We start from the raw sequence: 19547 nt of genomic DNA, 5'->3' as shown, positions 1-19547 counted from the left end.
CCGATGGCTATGTGACGATCAGGTCACCAAAGGTGTCTGATCCGATTGCAGGGCCGAGGTGATCGCCATGGGCCGCAGTGAAGACAAGGCGTCGAGTGTGTCTGTCTCTTATCGACGTGCCGACGACCTGAGTGAGGTTGCGCGGGAGTGGACTTCGGCTGGGATCGACGAACTTGCGAACGCGGCGCCGTGGCGGACGTTTCGGTGGCACCGCGGACAGAAGCATTACTCGGGTACCTATTGGTCGAGCACGCTAGGTAGCCATGTCATCTATGAATCGCGAATTGAGTTGGCGCGCTTACTGTTTGCCGATTTCGACATCAGTGTGCGGCAGATCGTCGCCCAACCGTTCCTGCTCCGAACTTCGATTGATCGTAAGCCACGCAAGCACATCCCGGATTACTTGCTAATCACGGATACTGGCCCCGTCGTTGTGGACGTGAAACCCGCACACCGTCTCGCGGATCCCAAAGTGGCTTTCACATTCGAGTGGACTCGTGGACTTGTTGAGGCACGTGGCTGGCGCTATGAAGTGGCGACCGAACCCGTCGCCGTGGAATTGGCCAACGTTCGTTTCCTTGCGGGATACCGCCGCGAGTGGCTGTTCCGGTCGGAGCTTTTAGCGCAACTGCGGGAGAAGAATCTGGACGGCGCATCGTTGGCAGAGGCGCTCCAGTGTCTGCCAGGCGAACCGCTATCCCACGTTAAATCTGCTGTGCTGCACCTTCTCTGGCGACAGGAACTGGTAATCGACGTGACGATGCCGCTCAGCGGACGGACACAACTGAGGCTGCCGGCATGACCTCTTCGGCGGTTCGGATTGGCGTCGGCACCCGGCTTCTGCACGACGGGGAGTTGGTGCAGGTCGTCGAGGTCCACGCCGGTCAGGCAGGAATGGAAGTCGTGCTGAAAGGCATGTCGAAGAAGGTGTACATCCGGGCTCGACTCAACGAACTTCTCAGGTCGGACGGCACGCGAGTGATCCCGGAATCCGACGGGCCGTCTGGTGATGACGACTTCGAGCTGGCCAGCGTCGTCCTTGCTCAGCTCAGCGACGTCGAGCGAAACGAGCTCACCGAGCGAGCGGCGCACATTCGTGAAGTTCTCACTGGGTTTCGTTCGGGTAGTGAGGAATTGGTGCTCTGCGGGGAGCCGAGGCCGGAGTACCGAGCTGACGTACCGCTGACGAGGCGGTACGCAAACAAAGCGCGTGAGCTTGGTGCTGGGTTGCGCACCATCGAGCGGTGGGTGCAGCAGTTCCAGCAGTACGGGGAAGCGGGTCTGGCGTCTACGCGAGAACGGAAGACAGCTGGCCTGGGTGTGAATGTGGATCCGCGGTGGGCCGAAACGGCTGTTGAAGTGATGATTGAGCACTCGGATCAGTCGCGCCCGTCGCAGACGATGGTGATCACACGGACCAACGCCAGAACGGTCGCACGCTTTGGCGAAGGCGTGGTTGAGGAGCCTTCTCGTGCAACAGCTTTCCGGGTTCTCGCGGAGCTAGAGAAGCGGTATCCGACGTTCCGGCTGAGCACGAAGAGGAACCGCGATATCGCTGATCGCCCGGAGGGTGTGTACGGGAAGCTTCGTCCGACGCGCCCTGGCGAGTACATGCTGATGGACACCACACGGCTGGACGTCTTTGCAATGGACCCAATCACTTTGCGTTGGGTGCAGGCCGAGCTGACGATCGGAATGGACTGGTACACCCGCTGTGTCACCGGGATACGTGTGACGCCTGTGTCGACGAAGTCGGTTGATGCCGCGTCAGTTCTGTATCAGTCGTATCGGCCCCTGCCTGCTGGCAAGGACTGGCCAGCGCATGCGGTGTGGCCTGAGCACGGCGTACCGAAATCAGTCTTAATCGATGTCGATGCGATGAAACGGTCCGCACTCGGCGCGGCCGGGCCGGCGATCGTGCCCGAGACCATCGTGATCGATCACGGCAAGATCTATATTTCCGAACATTTGACGAGCGTCTGCCAGCGGATGGGCATTTCGATCCAGCCTGCGAGACTGCGGACCGGACGGGACAAGGGGCCAGTAGAGCGGTTTTTCCGCACCATCCGCGAGGACCTCCTGCAAGCCCTGCCGGGATACAAGGGCCCAGATGTCCATTCCCGTGGGCTGGATCCAGAGTCGGAGGCGTTCTTCTACCTCAACGAGCTGGAGGCGATAATCCGCGAATGGGTGGCTGTGGTGTATCACCACCGGCCGCACGACAGCCTGATTGATCCACATATTCCTGGGTTGCGGATGTCGCCGGCGCGGATGTTCGAACATGGCATCGCGCGTGCCGGCTACATCGAGACTCCACGCGATCGCGATCTGGCGTACGAATTCCTCAAGACAGAGTTCCGGAAAGTCCAGCACTATGGCGTCGAACTCGGCGGTCGGCGCTACAACGGCCCGTCTCTGAACCCTTACCGAAACATGACCAGTCCATACAAAGGAAAAGCCAAGGGCCGCTGGCCCATTCACTACGACCCTGACGACATCACCCGCACCTACTTCCGCGACCCGGAAACCCGTAGGTGGAACACCCTGATGTGGGAGCACGCACCGTCGTTGGAGATGCCGCTCAGCGAGGACGCGCTGCAATTCGCGCGCAAGCTCGCCGCCGCGAAGTACACCTACCCCGATGACCGGCTCGCGGTCGCGGATCTCTTGGAGCGCTGGAACCTTGGGCTGGGGTCAACCCTGGCTGAAAGACGAATAGCGTTGAGGCTCTCCCGTGACGCGGCGTTGATCGACGAGACTGCGCCGCAGGACGAGGTTTCCACGTTGCCATCGGTGGCCCGCGTGCTGGCCACCTCGCAGCCTCGGCCAGGTGAGGAAGGAGAACAGGCGATCAACGAGCCAGATCCCGAAACGGGCGATGATGATGCCGACGAAGACCTCGATGATCACGCCGAATCCGATTTCTACGCTGACGCTCTGGAAGACGCGTGATGGCAACGAGGGCAGCACCGCAGGGTCCTAAAGTCCGGCTGGACAATCTGACCTTGGCACGCAAGGAAGGCTGGCAACGGTTCGTCAACACACCTGCCCGGATCACCCCAGAACCGTTGACCCGGAAGGAACTTGAAGCTCTCGGCGAAGATGCGTTCGAGGACTACAACCGACAACGACGCGAATGGCACGCCAACCTCGGGCCAATCAACACCCCACAGATGGCCGCCCTACATGAGGACCTCTGGGACATCGTCGACAGCAACGTTCAAGACGGTGATAAGGCCAAAGGTGCCGTGGCCATTGACGCATTTCCGGGCCTCGGCAAGACCACTACGGTGCTTGACTTCGCCAAGAAATTCCACAAGCGCGAGATCAAGGAACAAGGCTGCGAGACCGCAGATGGCCACGAACGGTGGCCCGTAAGCAGAGTGGGACTGACTGGGAACACAGGGATGGTGGAGTTCAACCGCGCCATGCTGTCATTCTTCGCCCACCCCGGGATGTCCAAGGGCAACGCCGCCCACTTTGCGCACCGAGCGCTCGACTGCGTGCTTGCGTGCGAGACAAAGCTACTGATCGTCGACGACCTCCACTTTCTGCGCTGGCGCAACACCGCCGGAGTCGAGATCAGCAACCATTTCAAGTACATCGCCAATGAGTTTCCCGTCACCTTGATCTTCGTCGGAGTCGGCCTCGCCGCGCGAGGACTCTTCTCCGAGGGGCATTCGTACGAGGATGCCGTGATAGCCCAAACCGGCAGACGTACAACAAAACTCGATGTCCAGCCGTTTGTGACGACGACCGACCGAGGCCGTCGTGAGTGGCGCCAGCTGCTTCTCGCGCTGGAGAAGCGGATTGTGCTGGCGGACAAACGACCCGGAATGCTTGCAGACGACTTGTCGGACTACCTGTTCGCTCGCAGCACGGGGCACATAGGCTCGCTGATGACGCTGATTAACCGCGGATGTCAGCGGGCCGTGCGCAGTGGAGCCGAGTATCTGTCGCGCGAGCTGATGGATCTGGTCAAGAATGACGCCGCCTCGGAGAAGGCTCGTCAGGAACTGGAGATAGCCTTCGAATCACGGCGCCTGACCACCAGGATCGGCAAGGCCGGATGAGTGCAGTGCGGACGCTGCCAATCCGGGTCGCCCCAATTGCCGGCGAGGCACTGGATTCATGGGTTGAAGCGATCGCCTACCGCACCAACACGATGCACGCCGACCTACTGTCCGCAGTGGGTCTGAAGCCGAGCAAAGAAATGGGCACCAGCACATGGATGCTCCGGCCGGCCGCCAACGAAATTGAGTCGCTGAGCGTAGCCACTTCCTTGCGTAGCCATGTCCTCGAATCAATGGTCTTGCAACACTATTCGGAGAGGGCATTGCGGATCAGCCCTGATGGCAAGACCATCAGAAGAACCTTCCCGTGGGGGCGAGCGAGGGGATCACGTTTTTGTCCGAAGTGCCTCGAAGAGACAGGCGGACGATGGCAACTCAGCTGGCGCCTCGGCTGGACGTTCGCCTGCACCGTGCACAACTGCCTGCTGGCGGACGCTTGTCCGGAATGCGGGGTGGTCCAGCGGCTCCGAACACATATAGGCGACGTCGTGCCCCAGCCCGGTCGTTGTGCACACCCCGCCCGTGATGCGGTCGGCCGTGCTCCCGAGCGATGCGGTGCGGACCTGACAGCAGCGTCGACGGCGGCATTTGACACGGAGCACGCGGTCGTTCGCACCCAGAAGATCATCGACGCTGTGATCGACAGTGAGACATCGGCGTTCGGGATCTACCGGCTCTATCCGCAGCCGCGCATCAACGTGCTGTCGGACATCCGGGCCGTTGCCGGCCGGATACTTGCCTACGCCACCGTTGAGGATCTGGCAGGCATCGTTGCACCGGACCTCTTGATCCCTTACCGGGTTGTGGGTGAGCGGCCGTCTCGCCGCGATGGACCCGCTCAAGCCGATACCAAACCCGGCCTGGCGGCCCCGGCTCGCGCCGCGACCGCCGCAGTGGGCGCCGTCGCCGCGATGGACGCGTTGGATCGTGACGATGTTTCGGCAGCCGGCGACTCGCTGCGCTGGCTGGTCACGTTGTCGCGGGACCACGGATCCGCGGTCTCCGCAACAAACATCGGATGGGGAAAGAACACCACCCCGATACTGAACGCAGTTCAGCTGGCAGCACTCGGGCCGCTCCTGAAGCCGAGCGATCAGCTGCGCTATCGCATCGGCACCGCCTTACCCAACCGACCGACGTCAGACAAGCGCCGCACGGCGATGCTTGCCCAATGGCTACCCACCATGCTCTGGCCCGCCTGGTCGCTTCGATTGGCAATCCCCAACAGCCAGCAGCGCCACCTACGCCCGGCGCTCTCCAGCAGCCTTCTGCTGGTGAGTAGCCGGCTCAGTCTCGACGAAGCCGCAACGATGATCGACAGCCCCATCGACGGCCACGCACTATCGCGCATACTGCAGCTTCTGGAGAAGCACGCTCAGCGGGACGGGCTTCGCCTTGCGGTGATCCGCATGGCGGACTACCTCGCCGGACGTCAGGTCCCAATCGACTACCGCCGGCGACGTCGGCTCGACTACTCCATGCTTCTGCCCGACCAAGTGTGGACGCAGATCTGCCGCGACACCGGCACCCCGGGAGTCCGTTCCGTCCGAGCCAGGATCGCACGATGCATGCTGTTCGAGCGCCTCAGCGGACAGCCTGCGAGCGTGTCGTCAATGTTCCCCGACAGCAATGCATTTCGCACCCAAGTCGCCGACTTTCCGCGATACCTGACGACCGAACTCGACCAAGCCCTCGACGAACACGCACAAGAATTTCTCGCCGACCACGGCATCTCAGGCGAACCATCCGTTTGGGAACCACCGACAGCAGTACTCGACGGACTCGACCTACCCGGAGATCACCCCGGCAAGGTGAAGATTGGGGACCTCCACCGCGTCGTCACGACCAACCGAATCCCGCTGGGCGCCGCCGCGAAGTGCTTGAACACCAACCTTGACATGGTGCGTTATCTGCTGCAGACCCACCCGGCATCGCCGCCGGCGCGGTCTGCGACTCCGTACAACCGGGCATACGTCACAGCGAAGGCGGCTCTTCCGCGAGAGCGACTTCGCGAACTCTATGAACGTCAGCACATGTCTTTACGCGACATCGCCGAATCCGTGGGCGTCAGCCGCGCGGTCATCGGCCGGATCGCCCGCGACTACGACCTGGCACTTCGTGAACCCGGCCTGAGGGCACGCACGATCATCGAACGCGACTGGCTGCACGACCAATACGTCATCAAGCGCCGGACGCTCCCCGATCTCGCGAAGGAAACCGGCATGAGTACCGCGAACATGGCTCGATGGGCAAAGACGCACGACATCCCGCTGCGTGCTCGCGGCGGCCCCAGCCATAGTTCCGCCCTCGGCGACGCAGATAACGCCGCCAGCGCGCCGGAACTGCTGAGGCCGGCGCTGGCCGGTTTGGGCGGGCGAGAGCGACTGGAGCGATTTGTCGCGGCATCGAACTTCAGCACGCTGACCGCGGCCGCGGACAAGCTGGGCATCCACCAATTCACGTTGGTCAACCAGATCAATCGCATCGAGCGTGAACTCGACGCGAAGCTGCTCATACGTGCCGAGCGTGGCCGACCCATGCAACTGACCGACCACGGGGAGCGTGTCGTGGCTGCCTTTCACGTATATGAAGCGCGAATCGGGCGATAGCTGTCATCGGTCGCGGCAGCGGCGAGCCCAACCATCGCCGGAAGGTGCCTCAAGAAAGCCGATTATGACGACGCTTGCACCGAGGCGGCAATGAGTGGTTGGAGCTCAGCGAGTATCAACGCTTGGCGACTGGCGTGCCCGTGCTGTTCTGCCAACATGCGCAGAGCTGCGCCTTCAGCGGGCAGCAATCGGAGAGTCAGGGTATCGGTGCGCTGTCGCGTTTCGGATCCGCGGCGCCGTTTCTTTGGGCTGGCCGTTTCGTCCATGCGTCACCTCACCTTCCTTGTGGCGAGGGCAAGTATAGATGCTGCTGCCAAGCTAGCTTGGCAGACCTTTAGTGGTCGGATGCCACTACTTGGTTGGGTGCCGAAACCCCGAGATCAATCAGATCCTGAGCGCGTCGCCATCTGGGAGCGGGCCCGCATCCTCGTCGGGCAGCGAATTCGCGGGATCCGCACCAGTCGCGGCCTCACCCAGGAGGCGCTCGCGCTTCGCTCGGGCCTCTCGCGAAACCTGCTGGTCGACGTTGAACTGGGCAAAAGTGGTTTGCTTTACGAGCGCTTGTTCGATCTGGCAGCGGCCCTTGATGTCTCGCCTGACGAATTTCTCAAAGTCGGTGTCGGCGACGGTACCGCTGCGGAAACCGACCGCCCCTCCGCCGGCTGACTCGCCCGCCGACAACAGCTGGCGAACAATGAATCACCCGGGCGGGCCCGTCCCGCACATCGTGCGGGACGAACGCGGCAACAGCATTGACGACACGGTAGGTCACATCCCCGACTGGGGCCGGGTTTCATCCTGTTCGTCGCTGACGCCGTAGCCTGAGTCTTGTGGACCAGTCGCCCACTCCCGTGCCGGTGGATCCGACGGACACGGCCTCCGGGACCGATGCCGCGTTCATCGCCGAGAGTGTCATCGAGAAGGCCGCCGCTCGTGCCACTGCTGCGTCGATGAAACTCGAAGGCCGCGAGGTGCCAGCGGGACATGTCCGCTCTGACGGCGTGCACGCACTATTAGCACAGCGGCGGGCCGCATCGAACGCGGTCGACACGAAAGACGACGTCCCATAAACGATCGCCACCGCGATGCGGTTGCGTAACTTCGCACGTAGCGGGGATGCATGAGCCAGGACGCTATCGCCCGACGCGTTGCCGAGAGCATCCCAGCGACCACTACCCACGCACAGGTTGCCGCGCAGATTGGCTTATCCGAAGAGAAGCTGTCCAAGTCGCTGCGCGGGCAACGAGCATTCTCCTCGGTCGAGTTAGCCCAGCTTGCCGACGTCCTCAACGTTGGGGTGCGGTGGCTGATCACCGGCAGGCCCGATCCGCACCGCCTGGTCGTGACGGCCCGTCACGACTATCACCACGCCACTGGCGAGCGTGATGTACCCGGGCGCACGGACGACCAGCGTGTCATCGACGACGTTCACCTGGCCTACCGACAGGCGTTCGCGGCCTGGAACCCAGCCGTGTGCACGTTGCCGGCCGAGGTCCACAGCATCCGCGCTGCACTGGGACCGGACTTCGCGCGGGACTTCGCCGACCGCCTCGAATCCGCGCTGGATGTCGATGTCATCCGGGTCGCCGAGGTATCGACCGCGCACTCGTTCCGGGTCGGCACACGCAAAGTCATCGTCTTGCCGGCAACAGGTAATTGGTTCCGCGAGAACTGGTCACTGGCACACGAACTCGGCCATCTCGTCGCGGATCATCACGCCGAGAACCTCAGCCGGGCGGAGTGGGACAGCCACGAGGCAATCGCGGACGCTTTTGCGGCGGAACTGCTGCTGCCGGCACGAGAGGTTTACAACGTCGATTGGGACGCCCTGGCTTTGCCCGAACTCGGAGACCTCGTTTGGGCGTTCGGCGTGTCCACGGACACGCTCAGACGGCGGTTAGGGCGCCTTAACATCGAGGTGCCCGCACCGATCAGCGAGGCGCTGGCACTGAACACACCGAAGCTGCTGCGCCGGCACTGGACTGGCCAGCATCCCGATGCAGTGCGCCAGATCGCCGCGCGGATCGACCAAGCCGCCACCCGGCGCTTCCCCATCAAGCTTCAGAACGCCCACACCGATCTCATCGCCGACGGCGCGCTTCACAAGTGCACCCTGGCGTGGATGCTCGGCATCAACGCCGATGCGCTGGAGGTCGATGTGCCACCGCCACCCGAATCGGTAGACCCTGATCAGCTCGCGCCCGCGCTAGAACTTTAGTGGGCTGACGTGTGCGTTACGACGCTGCGATCGGCAGCGACAGGTGAACCGGCACAGCGCTGGAAGTGGGGTGTCACACTCGTGCGAGCAGCGCGGTGAGCACAGTTTTAGGAGGACAGTGGGTTGAGCAAGCTGGGTAACTTCGTGTGGGGGATCGCCGACCAGCTACGCGGCGTGTACAAACCGCACCAATACGGCGGCGTGATCCTGCCCTTCACGATCCTCCGCCGCCTGGACTGCATCCTCGAACCCACCCGCGACGAGGTACGAGCGCTCGCCGAGAACTACACCGGCGGCGCCCTAAACGTGCAAGTGAAACGCAAGACAGGCCTGGCGTTCTACAACACCAGCGCCTTCGACTTCAAGACGCTGCTGGAGGACCCGGAGGGCCTGCGCGCCAACCTGATGGAATACATCACCAGGTTCTCCGCCAACATCGACGTCTTCGAGCGGTTCAAGTTCGAGAACGAGCTCGCGACCCTCGACGAGAAGAACCGGCTGTACCTGGTGGTGTCGCAGTTCGCCGAGGTGGACCTGCATCCGGACGTGGTGTCCAACGCCGAGATGGGCGACCTGTTCGAGCATCTGATCTACAAGTTCGCGGAGGCTTCCAATGAGGAGGCCGGCGAGCATTACACTCCGCGCGATGCGATCCGGCTGATGGTGGACCTGCTGTTCGCCGAGGAGAGCGCGGCCCTGCTCGAAGCGGGCACCGTGCGGACCATCTACGACCCCACCGCCGGCACCGGCGGCATGCTCTCCGTCGCTGAGGAACGGCTACTGGAGCGGAACCCGGGTGCCCGGCTGCGGCTGTACGGGCAGGAGATCAACGATCAGTCCTACGCGATCTGCAAGTCCGACATGATCGCTAAGGGGCAGGACGCCGGGAACATCAAGCTCGGCGACACCCTCGCCGACGACCTCTTCTTCGACCGGACCTTCGACTTCTGTATGTCCAACCCGCCGTACGGCGTGGACTGGAAGGCCTCCCAGGAGTCGGTGAAGAAGGAGTCACTGGCGACGACATCACGCTTCTCGCACGGGCTTCCGGGCATCGGTGACGGGCAGATGCTGTTCCTGTCTCACCTGGCCAGCAAGATGCGGCCGGCGCACGACGGCGGCGGCCGCGCCGGCATCGTCCTCAACGGCTCGCCCCTGTTCAACGGCGCCGCCGAATCCGGGCCGTCGCAGATCCGCCAGTGGCTCCTCGAGTCCGATCTGGTGGAGGCGATCGTCGCGCTGCCGACGAACATGTTCTTCAACACGGGCATCGCCACGTACATCTGGATCCTGGACAACACGAAGCGTCCGGAGCGGGCCGGCAAGGTGCAGCTGATCGACGCCACGTCGTTCTGGACCAAGATGCGGAAAAGCTTGGGAGCGAAGAACCGCGAGCTCGACGCCGGCGCGCGGGACCGGATCCTCAGCCTGTACGACGCATTCGATGAGGCCGACCCCGAGTACTCGAAGGTGTTCACCGCCAACGACTTCGGGTACTGGACGGTAACGGTGGAGCGGCCGCTGCGGACCGAGACGGGGAAGGTTTCGACGGACCGGAAGGGCAACCCGAAGCCGGACCCGAAGCTGAGGGACACCGAGAACGTCCCGTTCACCTACGGCGGCAACACCGACGGCGATGCCGGTCGTGCGGAGACGATCAAGGCCTACTTCGACGCCGAGGTCCTCCCGCACGTACCCGACGCGTGGATCGACACGGCGAAGACCAAGGTGGGGTACGAGATTCCCTTCACCCGACACTTCTACAAGTACGTGCCGCCACGGCCGCTCGCCGAGATCGACGCGGATTTGGAGAAGCAGGTCGCCAAGATCATGGACCTGCTGCGAGAGGTGGAGCGGTGATTGCCCCAAGCACCCTCGGTCAGGACCCGGCGTCCGACCTCCCGCGCGGTTGGAGCTGGAAGCGGATCTCGTGGCTGTTCGAGGTGACGGGCAGCGGGACAACACCCGCACCCGAAGACATCGTCGAACCCGACGACACAACGATCCCCTGGGTGACGACCGGTGAGCTGCGAGAAGTGCCGATCAGCACTACCACCAAAGCTGTTCGCCCCGAGGCGATCAAGTCCTATTCGGCGCTGAAGGTTCACCCAACCGGTTCGTTGCTGATCGCAATGTATGGGGCCACGATCGGCCGAATGGCGATCCTCGCCGTGGCGGCAGCATCCAACCAGGCTTGCTGCGCACTGTCTTGCCCCAAAGACACCGACGTGCGGTTCGTTTTCTACGGCTTGCAGGCCGGGCGACCACGGCTGCTGCTCGACGCGTCCGGGGGCGGACAGCCGAATATCAACCAAGACAAGGTGCGAAGTTTCAAGCTTCAGGTGCCGCCCCTCTCCGAGCAGCGCGCCATCGCCGACTTCCTGGACCGGGAGACCGCCCGGATCGACACGCTCATCGAGGAGCAGCAGCGGCTCGTCGACCTGCTGCGGGAGCGGCGAGCATCAGTTGTCGACATGGCCTTGACCCGGCATGGACTCCACATCCCTCATGCCTTCGAGGATTACGGATCCCACCTGCCGACTGGGTGGAAGCTGATCCTGTTGGGGCGGACGCTTCGACAACTGACGAACGGATTCGTCGGCCCGACGCGGGACATCCTCGTCGAGACAGGGATCCGCTATATCCAGGGCACCCATATCAAATCCGGTCGCATCGAATTCGACAGACGCCCCTTCTTCGTCTCGCAAGACTGGCACGAGCTGCGGCCCCGCATCCACCTCCGTGAGGGCGACGTGCTGATCGTGCAGACCGGTGACATTGGCAAAGTGGCGGTGGTGCCACCCGACTTCGGCGAGGCGAGCTGCCATGCACTCCAGATCGCCCGCACTGATCGCAACATCGTCTCGGGTGAGTACCTCGCCGCATTTCTCAGCTCGCGCATCGGGTACCAGTCGCTCGTTGCTCGAGCTACCGGTGCTCTTCACCCCCACCTCGAAGCAGGTATTCGGAGTGCTCCGATCGTGGTTCCCCCACTCGATGTGCAAAGTCGAGTCGTCCACGAAGCGGCAGAACAAACCTCGAAGATCGACACCCTGATCGCCGAGACTGAGCAGTTCATCGAGCTGGCTCGGGAGCGCCGGTCAGCGCTGATCACCGCGGCGGTGACCGGACATATCGACGTGCACGGGGAGGTGGCCTGAAACATGGCGCAGCACAACGAGATCGAGTTCGAGAAGGAGATCGCCGAGCACCTGGCCGCCCACGGCTGGTTGTACTCCCCCGATGACACTGGCTACGACAAGGAGCGGGCGCTGTTCCCCGAGGACATCCTCGGGTGGCTGGCGGACACGCAGCCCGACCAGCTGGAGAAAGTCGTCAAGCTGGGTTCGAAGGACCTGGAGAAGCAGCAAGGGCAGCTGCTGGACCGGATCGTCAAGGTGCTCGATGTGCCGTTGGAGAACGGCGGCGGCACGCTGAATCTGCTCCGCAAAGGGTTCTCGCATCTGGCGGCGAAGTTCCAGATGTGCGTGTTCAGGCCGGAGTCCACGCTGAACGCCAAACGCAGCGCTGACTACGCCGCGGTGCGGCTGCGGGTGATGCGGCAGTTGCACTTCTCCACCGCCGATAACCGGTCCGTGGACCTGGTGTTCTTCGTCAACGGGCTCCCGGTCGCCACCGCAGAGCTCAAGACCGACTTAACTCAGTCGGTGGCGGATGCGATCACCCAGTACCGCACCTCCCGGCTGCCGAAGGACGCGGCGACCGGGAAGGCGCAGCCACTGTTCGAGTCCGGCGCGCGGGCACTGGTGCACTTCGCGGTGTCCAACGACGAAGTGTGGATGACAACGAAGCTTGCGGGTGAGAAGACGCACTTCCTGCCGTTCAACCGGGGCACCGAGACCGGTGGTGCCGGAAACCCGCTGAACCCCAACGGGTCACGGACCTCCTACCTGTGGGAGCGGATCCTGCAGCGCGACGCGTGGCTGAACATTCTGGGCCGGCTGATGTACATCAAGCACGAGTCCTCGACGGACCCGATCAGCGGGAAGACCAGCAAGTCGTCGACGCTACGGTTCCCGCGGTTTCACCAGTGGGAGGCGGTCACCGAGCTCACCGCGGCGGTCACGGCGGAGGGAGTCGGGAAGCGGTACCTGATCCAGCATTCCGCTGGGTCCGGGAAGACCGACTCGATCGCCTGGACCGCGCACCGGATGGCCAGGTTGCAGGTCGACAACCAGAAGGTCTTCGACTCGGTCATCGTGGTCACCGACCGCAACGTGCTCGACGCCCAGCTGCAGGACGCAGTCAAGCAGATCGACAACGACCAAGGCATCGTGGTGGCGATCGACCGCGACGAAGCAGCCAAAGCCGGAGGGTCCAAGTCGGGGCTGCTGGCGAAGGCCCTGACCGACGGCAAGCTGATCATCGTCGTCACCATCCAGACGTTCCCGTTCGCGATGGAAGAGATCCGAAAGAACAAGGGGCTCAAGGGTAAAACGTTCGCGGTCATCGCCGACGAGGCGCACTCGTCGCAGTCCGGGCAAGTAGCCGGCAAGCTGAAAGCCGTCCTTACCGCCGAGGAGCTCAAGGACATCGAGGAGGGCGCGGAGGTCGACGTCGAGGCGATCCTCGCGGCGGAGGCCACCGAACGGGCGGCGTCAGAGAACATCTCCTACTTCGCGTTCACCGCGACCCCGAAGGGCAAGACACTGGAGCTGTTCGGCCGCGAGCCGTCGCCAGGTGAGAACCCGGTGCCGTTCCACGTCTACACGATGAAGCAGGCCATCGAGGAGGGCTACATCCTCGATGTGCTGACCGGCTACCACTCGTTCAAGTTGGCGTTCCAGATCGGGCAGAACGCCGGTAGCGGCACCGAGGTGGACCAGAGCGAGGCCACCAAGGCCGTGATGAAGTGGGTCAAGCTCAACCCGCAGACCATCAGCCAGAAGTCCGCGATCATCGTCGAGCACTACCACGAGAAGGTCGCCGATCTGCTCGACGGGCATGCCAAGGCGATGGTGGTCACCGACTCCCGCAAGGCCGCGGTCCGGTACAAGCTGGCGATCGACGACTACATCGTGAAGAAGGGCTACGACTACGGCACCCTCGTCGCGTTCTCCGGGGCCGTGCAGGACCCCGAGTCGGGGCCGGGTGACTTCACTGAAGCGACGATGAACCCGGGTGTGCACGACCTGCGGACGGCGTTCCGGGGCGACGATTACAAGATCATGATCGTGGCCAACAAGTTTCAGACCGGGTTCGATCAGCCGCTGCTGTGCTCCATGTACGTCGACCGAATCCTCTCGGGTGTGACAGCGGTGCAGACCCTTTCGCGGCTCAACCGCACCTACCGCACCCCATCGGGTATCTCGAAGACCGCGGCCATGACACAGGTCGTCGACTTCGTCAACGAACCGCAGGCGATCCGCGAGGCGTTCGAGCCGTACTTCACCGACGCGTTCCTGGAGACCACGACCGACCCCAATCTGGTGCACGATCTGGCGGCGAAACTCGACACCGCCGCGATCTACACTCAGGCCGAAATCGACCAGTGCGCTGAGGCTTTCGTGAAGGGCAAGGGCAACAGTGCCCTTATCGGTGCGGTCGGGCCAGGGCAGAAACGGTTCGCCGAGCGATACACCGCCGCACTGATCGACAACGGCGGCGAAGGCGATAAAGCCGCGATCGCCGAGCTGGACATGTTCCGCAAGGACATCGGGTCGTTCATCCGGCTGTATGACTTCATGTCCCAGATCATCAACTATGGCGATCCGGAGCTGGAGAAGAAGCAGATCTACCTGCGACTGCTCGATCGTGTCATTCAGTCGGAGAACTACACCGCGCCGATCGACCTATCCGACGTGGTGTTGAAGCAAGTCAAGCAGATCGATAAGGGTCGGGTCGACATCGGTCTCGGCGCGAAAATCGGGCTGTCCGGGGTGACGGCAGCCGGGTCGGGTGAGAAGCGCGACCCGAAAATGATTGCCTTTCAACAGGTTCTCGACAGGCTCAACGACCTGTTCGGATCTGAAGATTTCACGCAGTCGCAGAAGGTGTCGTTCGTGGAGGCGTTGCTTGCCACGCTTCTCGCCGATGCCGCGCTCGTGCAGCAGGCAAAAGTCAACTCCGCCAAGCAGTTCACCGAATCGCCGGACTTCGATGAGGCGGTGATCGGTGCGGTCGCCGACAATCAGGGTGCCCACGAAAAGATGAGCGACTACTTCTTCACCAACGCACCGGGGCGGACATACCTGATCTCCGACATCGCCAAGCTCTTCTACCAAGTTGTCTCCGCAGGGGCAGGGGCAGGGACGGGGTAGCGGCATCAGCGCAGCACTGTCGGTGGCGGGCAGTAACTTCGGGCGCACGCCGTAGGCGCGGGCGAACGGCGGGTTGATTCGATGAACTCAGTGAGGAGCTCAGCAATGGGCGGCAAGGCGCGGGTACACGAGCTGGCCAAAGAATTTGGCGTGACCAGCAAGGAGGTATTGGCGCAGCTCGCGGCCAATGGGGAGTGGGTCAAGTCCGCGTCCTCGACTGTCGAGGCCGGCGTTGCACGTCGATTGCGTGAAGCGTATGGGTTCCCAGATCCCGGTCCGAGAGCAGCTGCCGCCAAGGATCGTCGACGAGCAGCAGCCACTATCCCCACCCCGCTGGATGTGGCCGAAGGCAAGGCCCAGCGACAGCGAACAGTGGGCGCTCCGTCCGCTCAGCCGAAGATTGCCGGTGGCAAGGGCCAATCCTCACGGCTCACCTCCGCCGATACCCTCGAGATATACAGGAGCCATCGACTCGCCTCCGTTTCGGAAAACCCGAGCCACGCGATCGACGAGCTATTTCGGGAATGTGAAGCTAGGTACGGGATTTCGAGGTCAGCACTGCGCCAGCTGGTTTCCAGCGATAAGTTGCGCAGGTTGGCCGACGGTGAACCGCGAGTTGTACCGGCCAAGGGCGGTGCTGAGCGGAGTCCTCGGGTTGCCAAACCCGGCGTTGCAATGCAAGCGCGAAAGCCGAAGCCATATCCTGCCGGTGCTGAGCGGCGCGCAGTGGGCACCACCCCTACTCAGCCGAAACCCGGCAACGACAAGGGAAAGCGTCGATACGACCCGGTCACGCCGTCGGTGGCCATCGACATCTGCGAGCGCTACCAGCGTGCCTGCCAGTCGGAGAATCCCAGCCAGGCGAGGGACGCGTTGGCTCGGGAATGGGAGGCCAAGTACGGCCTTACGCAGAAAGAGCTGCGAAGGATCATAGCCAGCCGTAAGCCACCTGTTTCGGCGAAGGAGTTGACTCCTCAGAACCGTCGCAACGCCAAATCAAGTGTTCGAAATCAACGGAAGTCGGAGACAGCACGGCGAGCGTCCGGCAAGCAACAGCTGACCACGCAGTACTGCGTGGGCTGCAAGACACGGACGTCGATGAAGGGCTTCAGCATTGCGAAGGGGCTGTGCACGGAATGCCTACGTGGTCGGAGCCAGGTGCGTCCGAAGGCAGCAGCAAGCAACGGGCGCAGGAAGGCGCCACAGGCGCTCGGGCCGAAGTCGTGGAAGTGTCCGAACTGCTTGAAACGAATCGATGTTGACAGCGCGCGTGTCGAGCTAGTTCGTCACCTCAACACACGGGGCGACCGATGTGCTGGTTCCGGGTATCGACTCCCACAAAGAAGTACGGATGCGATGGATTACCGAGTGGCCGGGAGCTTCGAGAGCGGTCGCGGTTAGCAGCGCTGTGATTGTGGGGGACGTTGTCACACCAGTTTCCGAAGGTTGGAATCAGCGCCAGATAGGTCGGGGCAACACCCTGGGGCCTCACGCGACCGACTGGACCACCAGCAAGATTGCCGAGGAATTCGCCGGCCACGCACTCGCGACGCTGGTCAGCGCGCGGCTGACTGCAGCAGGCATGCAGTGCCGGAGTTCCATGGGTTCAGCATCAGTATTCGGGGATGCCGCAGGGGCGTCCGAGCGGCACACGGCGGCGAGAGAAAGCCATGGTCCATGGATGACGTGAATCCTCCAAAGTTCGGAATCGCTCGCACCGAAGAAGTGACGGAACTGCCCTCCGTGCGGAAACTCCAACGAACCGATGGCCTCACGTGGGCAACTACATTGGCGCAGGTACTTGCCGATACCTTTGGCGCGCCGGAGGGCGTTACCGAGAACCTCGAGCACGTTTCTAACCTGGTGAGCCTGCTCTTAGATGAAGTCCGACTGCATCCACTTCCGTCGTTCGTCGTGCACGCCCGCCCAAAGGGGTCATTCACAATCAACCCGGTGTTCTTCGCCGCGACGATGGCGTCCCACCGCGCGGAGCGGCTCATCCAGGCCGTCGAGTTGGCTGCTGGTGCCCTCGACGCCCTTGAGAGCGGCGCTCTCCAGCTGAGCGCAGTAGCCGCGAGGGCACTGTTCGAGCTAGCAGTTGTATGCGAAGACCTCCACCAGCCGATGCTTGAACCATGGCGGAAGATTCACGGCAGCGTGGCCAGGGTGCGTGCGGCAGCAAATTCCGCGAATTGCGAGACGTTCAACCTCGTGTGGACAGTGCGCAACGGCACTAGGTACTACCCCGACGATCACGGCTGGGAGCATGCGACCAGCGTGCTCTCAAGGCTCGACCGGTTCTCAAAGCGATACACCGCCGCCAGGGACATTTACGACATGCTCTGCGACGCAACACATCCCAATATCGAATCCCACGCCACATTGTGGCGAACACAGTACGCCGATATCGGGGAGGTCCACGGAATCAGATTCGAGCCAGGGCGCTCGAACTCCAAGATCAAACTCTACATCGTTGAAGCGATCCGGCTCAGCCTTAGCATGATCATTCCATTCTTGCGCGACCTCTGGTGGGTTGCCGCCGACGTCACCAATATGTGCAACGTCACACCCAACGACCACACGATGCTCCTGGGGCTTCCTGCCCGTACTAAGCGAAACGAACTGTGCTCCTGCGATTCTGGACAAGTGACCCGCGTATGTACACACCCCGAGCCCGAAGGGCTTTTCAAGCAGTGATCAGGTATCCGTTGTTCGTGAAGGGCGGACTGGTCTTGCGAGGTGAGCCGATATTGCGGTGAAGAATGCCGCGGTGGTGCTGGCCAACATAGTTGGGCGTTATCGGCGGCTTGGCGAACGAGCTGGTCGACAGTGTTGGAAATTCAAGGTCGTGGGTGTAGCAGTTCGGATCGAGCACGAAGAGCAATGCTTGCATGAACTCGGAGTTCCCCGGCCTGAACGGCGTCGGATATGGCTTGCGGCGAGGTCATGATTCAGTTGGCCTGTGGATGACTGTCGTGACCCGGTGTTTCCTCACCGAGGCCGGGTCGAGAGAGAGTCGTGTGTGCTCGTGTTCAGAGCCCCTATCGGAGCAGAACTCGGGGCCGTAGAACACCACCACGTTCGCGCCTGGCCCTTGGGAGCTGCTGAACATGAGGCCATCGACTCGGGCCGGGAATGAATATCTCAGGTATTCGGTGAAGACCTGAGTGGGCACGTAGTCAATGTGTTCGCGTCCGTCAAGGTCGATTGGCAAGGTGAGGTCGTGAATAAATTTGCGCAGGAACCGGATTGCGTAGTAGCGCCCCGCGGAGTGCGGGTCAAAGATACTCGGCAGTGCGGGCAGTTTGGTCAGATCAATGAGCCGGACTTCACGCGCGGAGGAGAATTCGCCGGTCACGGCGTGACCGTATGAGCTGTGGGCTCCGATTTCGGCGACTGCGGTGTCTAGGTCAGTCGATCCGTAGAACATGCTTATACCGGCGGGGCTCATCCGGTTTGCCGCCGCGAGCGTCGGCGGTGGAGGACCGAGTGCGGTGGCGGACGCGTATTCGACGACATCCGGTTCGGTGGCGGTCATTCGACCGCGGTAGAGCAAAGGGCACGGGATCGGGTAGATCTCGGGTATCCCTGCGATTAGTCGGGCTAGCTCGGCGAAAAACCCTGATGCGGGTAGTGTTTCATCGTTTGTGCTGCCGATCGACGAGCCGAAGAAGAATCGGGTGGAATGCTTGACCAGAGTCTTGAACGATTCCCAGCTGTAATCCATGACGCGATCGGGAGATAGCCTCTGCCAGTTCTTGTCCACCCAGTGACACACGGTGAATGCGGCCACAACATCCGCGACCAACGCGTCGTTGTCGTCGCGGCCTGCGGTGGCGTGGTCCATCACCGCCCAAACCACCTCGTCGGAGTCGTAGACGGTGGTAATCCATTCTCCCTCGGCGACCGGGACGCCCGAATCTTCGGCCGGTTCGTAAAGAAAGTGCACACCGGCCATGAAAGCTTCGAGGAACGTGTCTAGAGGTGCCGCGACGAGGCCTGTCTCGTCTGCTCCGGTGGTTGGACAGTAGCTACACGAGGTTTCTGAGAGGTTCGCGAGAATTACTGCCTTCAGTACGGAGTCGCCGATGTGCGCTGGGCACAGTGCCTGATCGGTTGTCGAGTATCCGCGGACTTCGGCGGCAAGTGCCGCATTCTTCGCCAGCCCCACTCTGTCATTATCTCCCAAGGCGTTTCAGGCATCTCAGCTTAGTACGCCGGATCCCGCTGTCATTGTCCTGCGAGCGTGTATCTGGACCGTTGCTACGCCGGTTCGTTCAGTCGCGAGCAGCGTTGAGCAACCTTCATAACGCTGACTTATCCCGCCGGCTAAGTCGGATGGTTTTTGCCGCTGCTTAGCGCACTG

The 19547-nt window shown here is 62.4% G+C and carries 13 protein-coding genes and 1 pseudogene; 12 read left to right on the top strand and 2 right to left on the bottom strand.

Annotation, left to right across the window (positions count from 1 at the left end):
• Positions 1 to 67: 67 nt before the first annotated feature.
• The 12 genes and pseudogenes from ACJH7A_RS08105 (at position 68) to ACJH7A_RS08050 (ending at position 17878) form a co-directional block, all read left to right on the top strand.
• Positions 68 to 802 carry a TnsA-like heteromeric transposase endonuclease subunit gene (locus ACJH7A_RS08105; RefSeq protein ID WP_406801749.1) on the top strand — a complete coding sequence of 245 codons (735 nt, stop codon included), beginning with the start codon at positions 68 to 70 and terminating at the stop codon, positions 800 to 802.
• Positions 799 to 2952, top strand: a complete 2154-nt coding sequence (locus ACJH7A_RS08100; protein WP_406801748.1) for a Mu transposase C-terminal domain-containing protein — start codon at positions 799 to 801, stop codon at positions 2950 to 2952. The genes ACJH7A_RS08105 and ACJH7A_RS08100 overlap by 4 nt, the downstream gene beginning before the upstream one ends.
• The gene (locus tag ACJH7A_RS08095; protein WP_406801747.1) at positions 2952 to 4073 is read left to right on the top strand and encodes an AAA family ATPase; all 1122 of its coding nucleotides are present in this window, start codon (positions 2952 to 2954) and stop codon (positions 4071 to 4073) included. Before ACJH7A_RS08100 ends, ACJH7A_RS08095 begins: the two co-directional genes overlap by 1 nt.
• A complete protein-coding gene (locus tag ACJH7A_RS08090; RefSeq protein ID WP_406801746.1) occupies positions 4070 to 6682 on the top strand; it encodes a TniQ family protein in 2613 nt (870 codons plus the stop codon). Before ACJH7A_RS08095 ends, ACJH7A_RS08090 begins: the two co-directional genes overlap by 4 nt.
• A gap of 345 nt (positions 6683 to 7027) precedes the next feature.
• The gene (locus tag ACJH7A_RS08085) at positions 7028 to 7348 is read left to right on the top strand and encodes a helix-turn-helix domain-containing protein (protein ID WP_406801745.1); all 321 of its coding nucleotides are present in this window, start codon (positions 7028 to 7030) and stop codon (positions 7346 to 7348) included.
• Positions 7349 to 7512: 164 nt separating this feature from the next.
• Complete coding sequence (locus ACJH7A_RS08080; RefSeq protein WP_406801744.1) at positions 7513 to 7752, top strand: hypothetical protein; 240 nt, start codon at positions 7513 to 7515, stop codon at positions 7750 to 7752.
• 50 nt (positions 7753 to 7802) lie between these two features.
• Entirely contained in the window at positions 7803 to 8900 is a 1098-nt protein-coding gene (locus tag ACJH7A_RS08075; protein ID WP_406801743.1) for a helix-turn-helix domain-containing protein, read from the top strand.
• A 123-nt stretch (positions 8901 to 9023) separates the two neighbouring features.
• Positions 9024 to 10760 (top strand): N-6 DNA methylase, encoded by a 1737-nt coding sequence (locus ACJH7A_RS08070; RefSeq protein ID WP_406801742.1) that lies wholly within the window; start codon positions 9024 to 9026, stop codon positions 10758 to 10760.
• The gene (locus ACJH7A_RS08065; protein ID WP_406801741.1) at positions 10757 to 12061 is read left to right on the top strand and encodes a restriction endonuclease subunit S; all 1305 of its coding nucleotides are present in this window, start codon (positions 10757 to 10759) and stop codon (positions 12059 to 12061) included. Before ACJH7A_RS08070 ends, ACJH7A_RS08065 begins: the two co-directional genes overlap by 4 nt.
• A gap of 3 nt (positions 12062 to 12064) precedes the next feature.
• Positions 12065 to 15181: a type I restriction endonuclease subunit R gene (locus ACJH7A_RS08060; RefSeq protein WP_406801740.1), complete on the top strand. Its 3117-nt coding sequence runs from the start codon at positions 12065 to 12067 to the stop codon at positions 15179 to 15181.
• A 105-nt stretch (positions 15182 to 15286) separates the two neighbouring features.
• A pseudogene (locus ACJH7A_RS08055) lies at positions 15287 to 15443 on the top strand (translation initiation factor IF-2 N-terminal domain-containing protein); the annotation flags it as partial.
• Positions 15444 to 16858: 1415 nt separating this feature from the next.
• Positions 16859 to 17878 carry a hypothetical protein gene (locus ACJH7A_RS08050; RefSeq protein WP_406801739.1) on the top strand — a complete coding sequence of 340 codons (1020 nt, stop codon included), beginning with the start codon at positions 16859 to 16861 and terminating at the stop codon, positions 17876 to 17878.
• Here ACJH7A_RS08050 and ACJH7A_RS08045 read toward each other — a convergent pair.
• Both ACJH7A_RS08045 and ACJH7A_RS08040 read right to left on the bottom strand, forming a co-directional pair.
• Positions 17868 to 18074: a hypothetical protein gene (locus ACJH7A_RS08045; RefSeq protein WP_406801738.1), complete on the bottom strand. Its 207-nt coding sequence runs from the start codon at positions 18072 to 18074 to the stop codon at positions 17868 to 17870. The two genes, ACJH7A_RS08050 and ACJH7A_RS08045, sit on opposite strands and share 11 nt — an antisense overlap.
• Positions 18075 to 18125: 51 nt before the next feature.
• On the bottom strand, positions 18126 to 19352 hold the full coding sequence (locus tag ACJH7A_RS08040; RefSeq protein ID WP_406801737.1) for a HEPN-associated N-terminal domain-containing protein: 1227 nt from the start codon (positions 19350 to 19352) through the stop codon (positions 18126 to 18128).
• Positions 19353 to 19547 lie beyond the last annotated feature (195 nt).

The organism is Mycobacterium sp. SMC-17 (assembly GCF_045310915.1).
Lineage (GTDB): Bacteria > Actinomycetota > Actinomycetes > Mycobacteriales > Mycobacteriaceae > Mycobacterium.
This window is presented reverse-complemented; position numbering and strand designations above follow the sequence as displayed.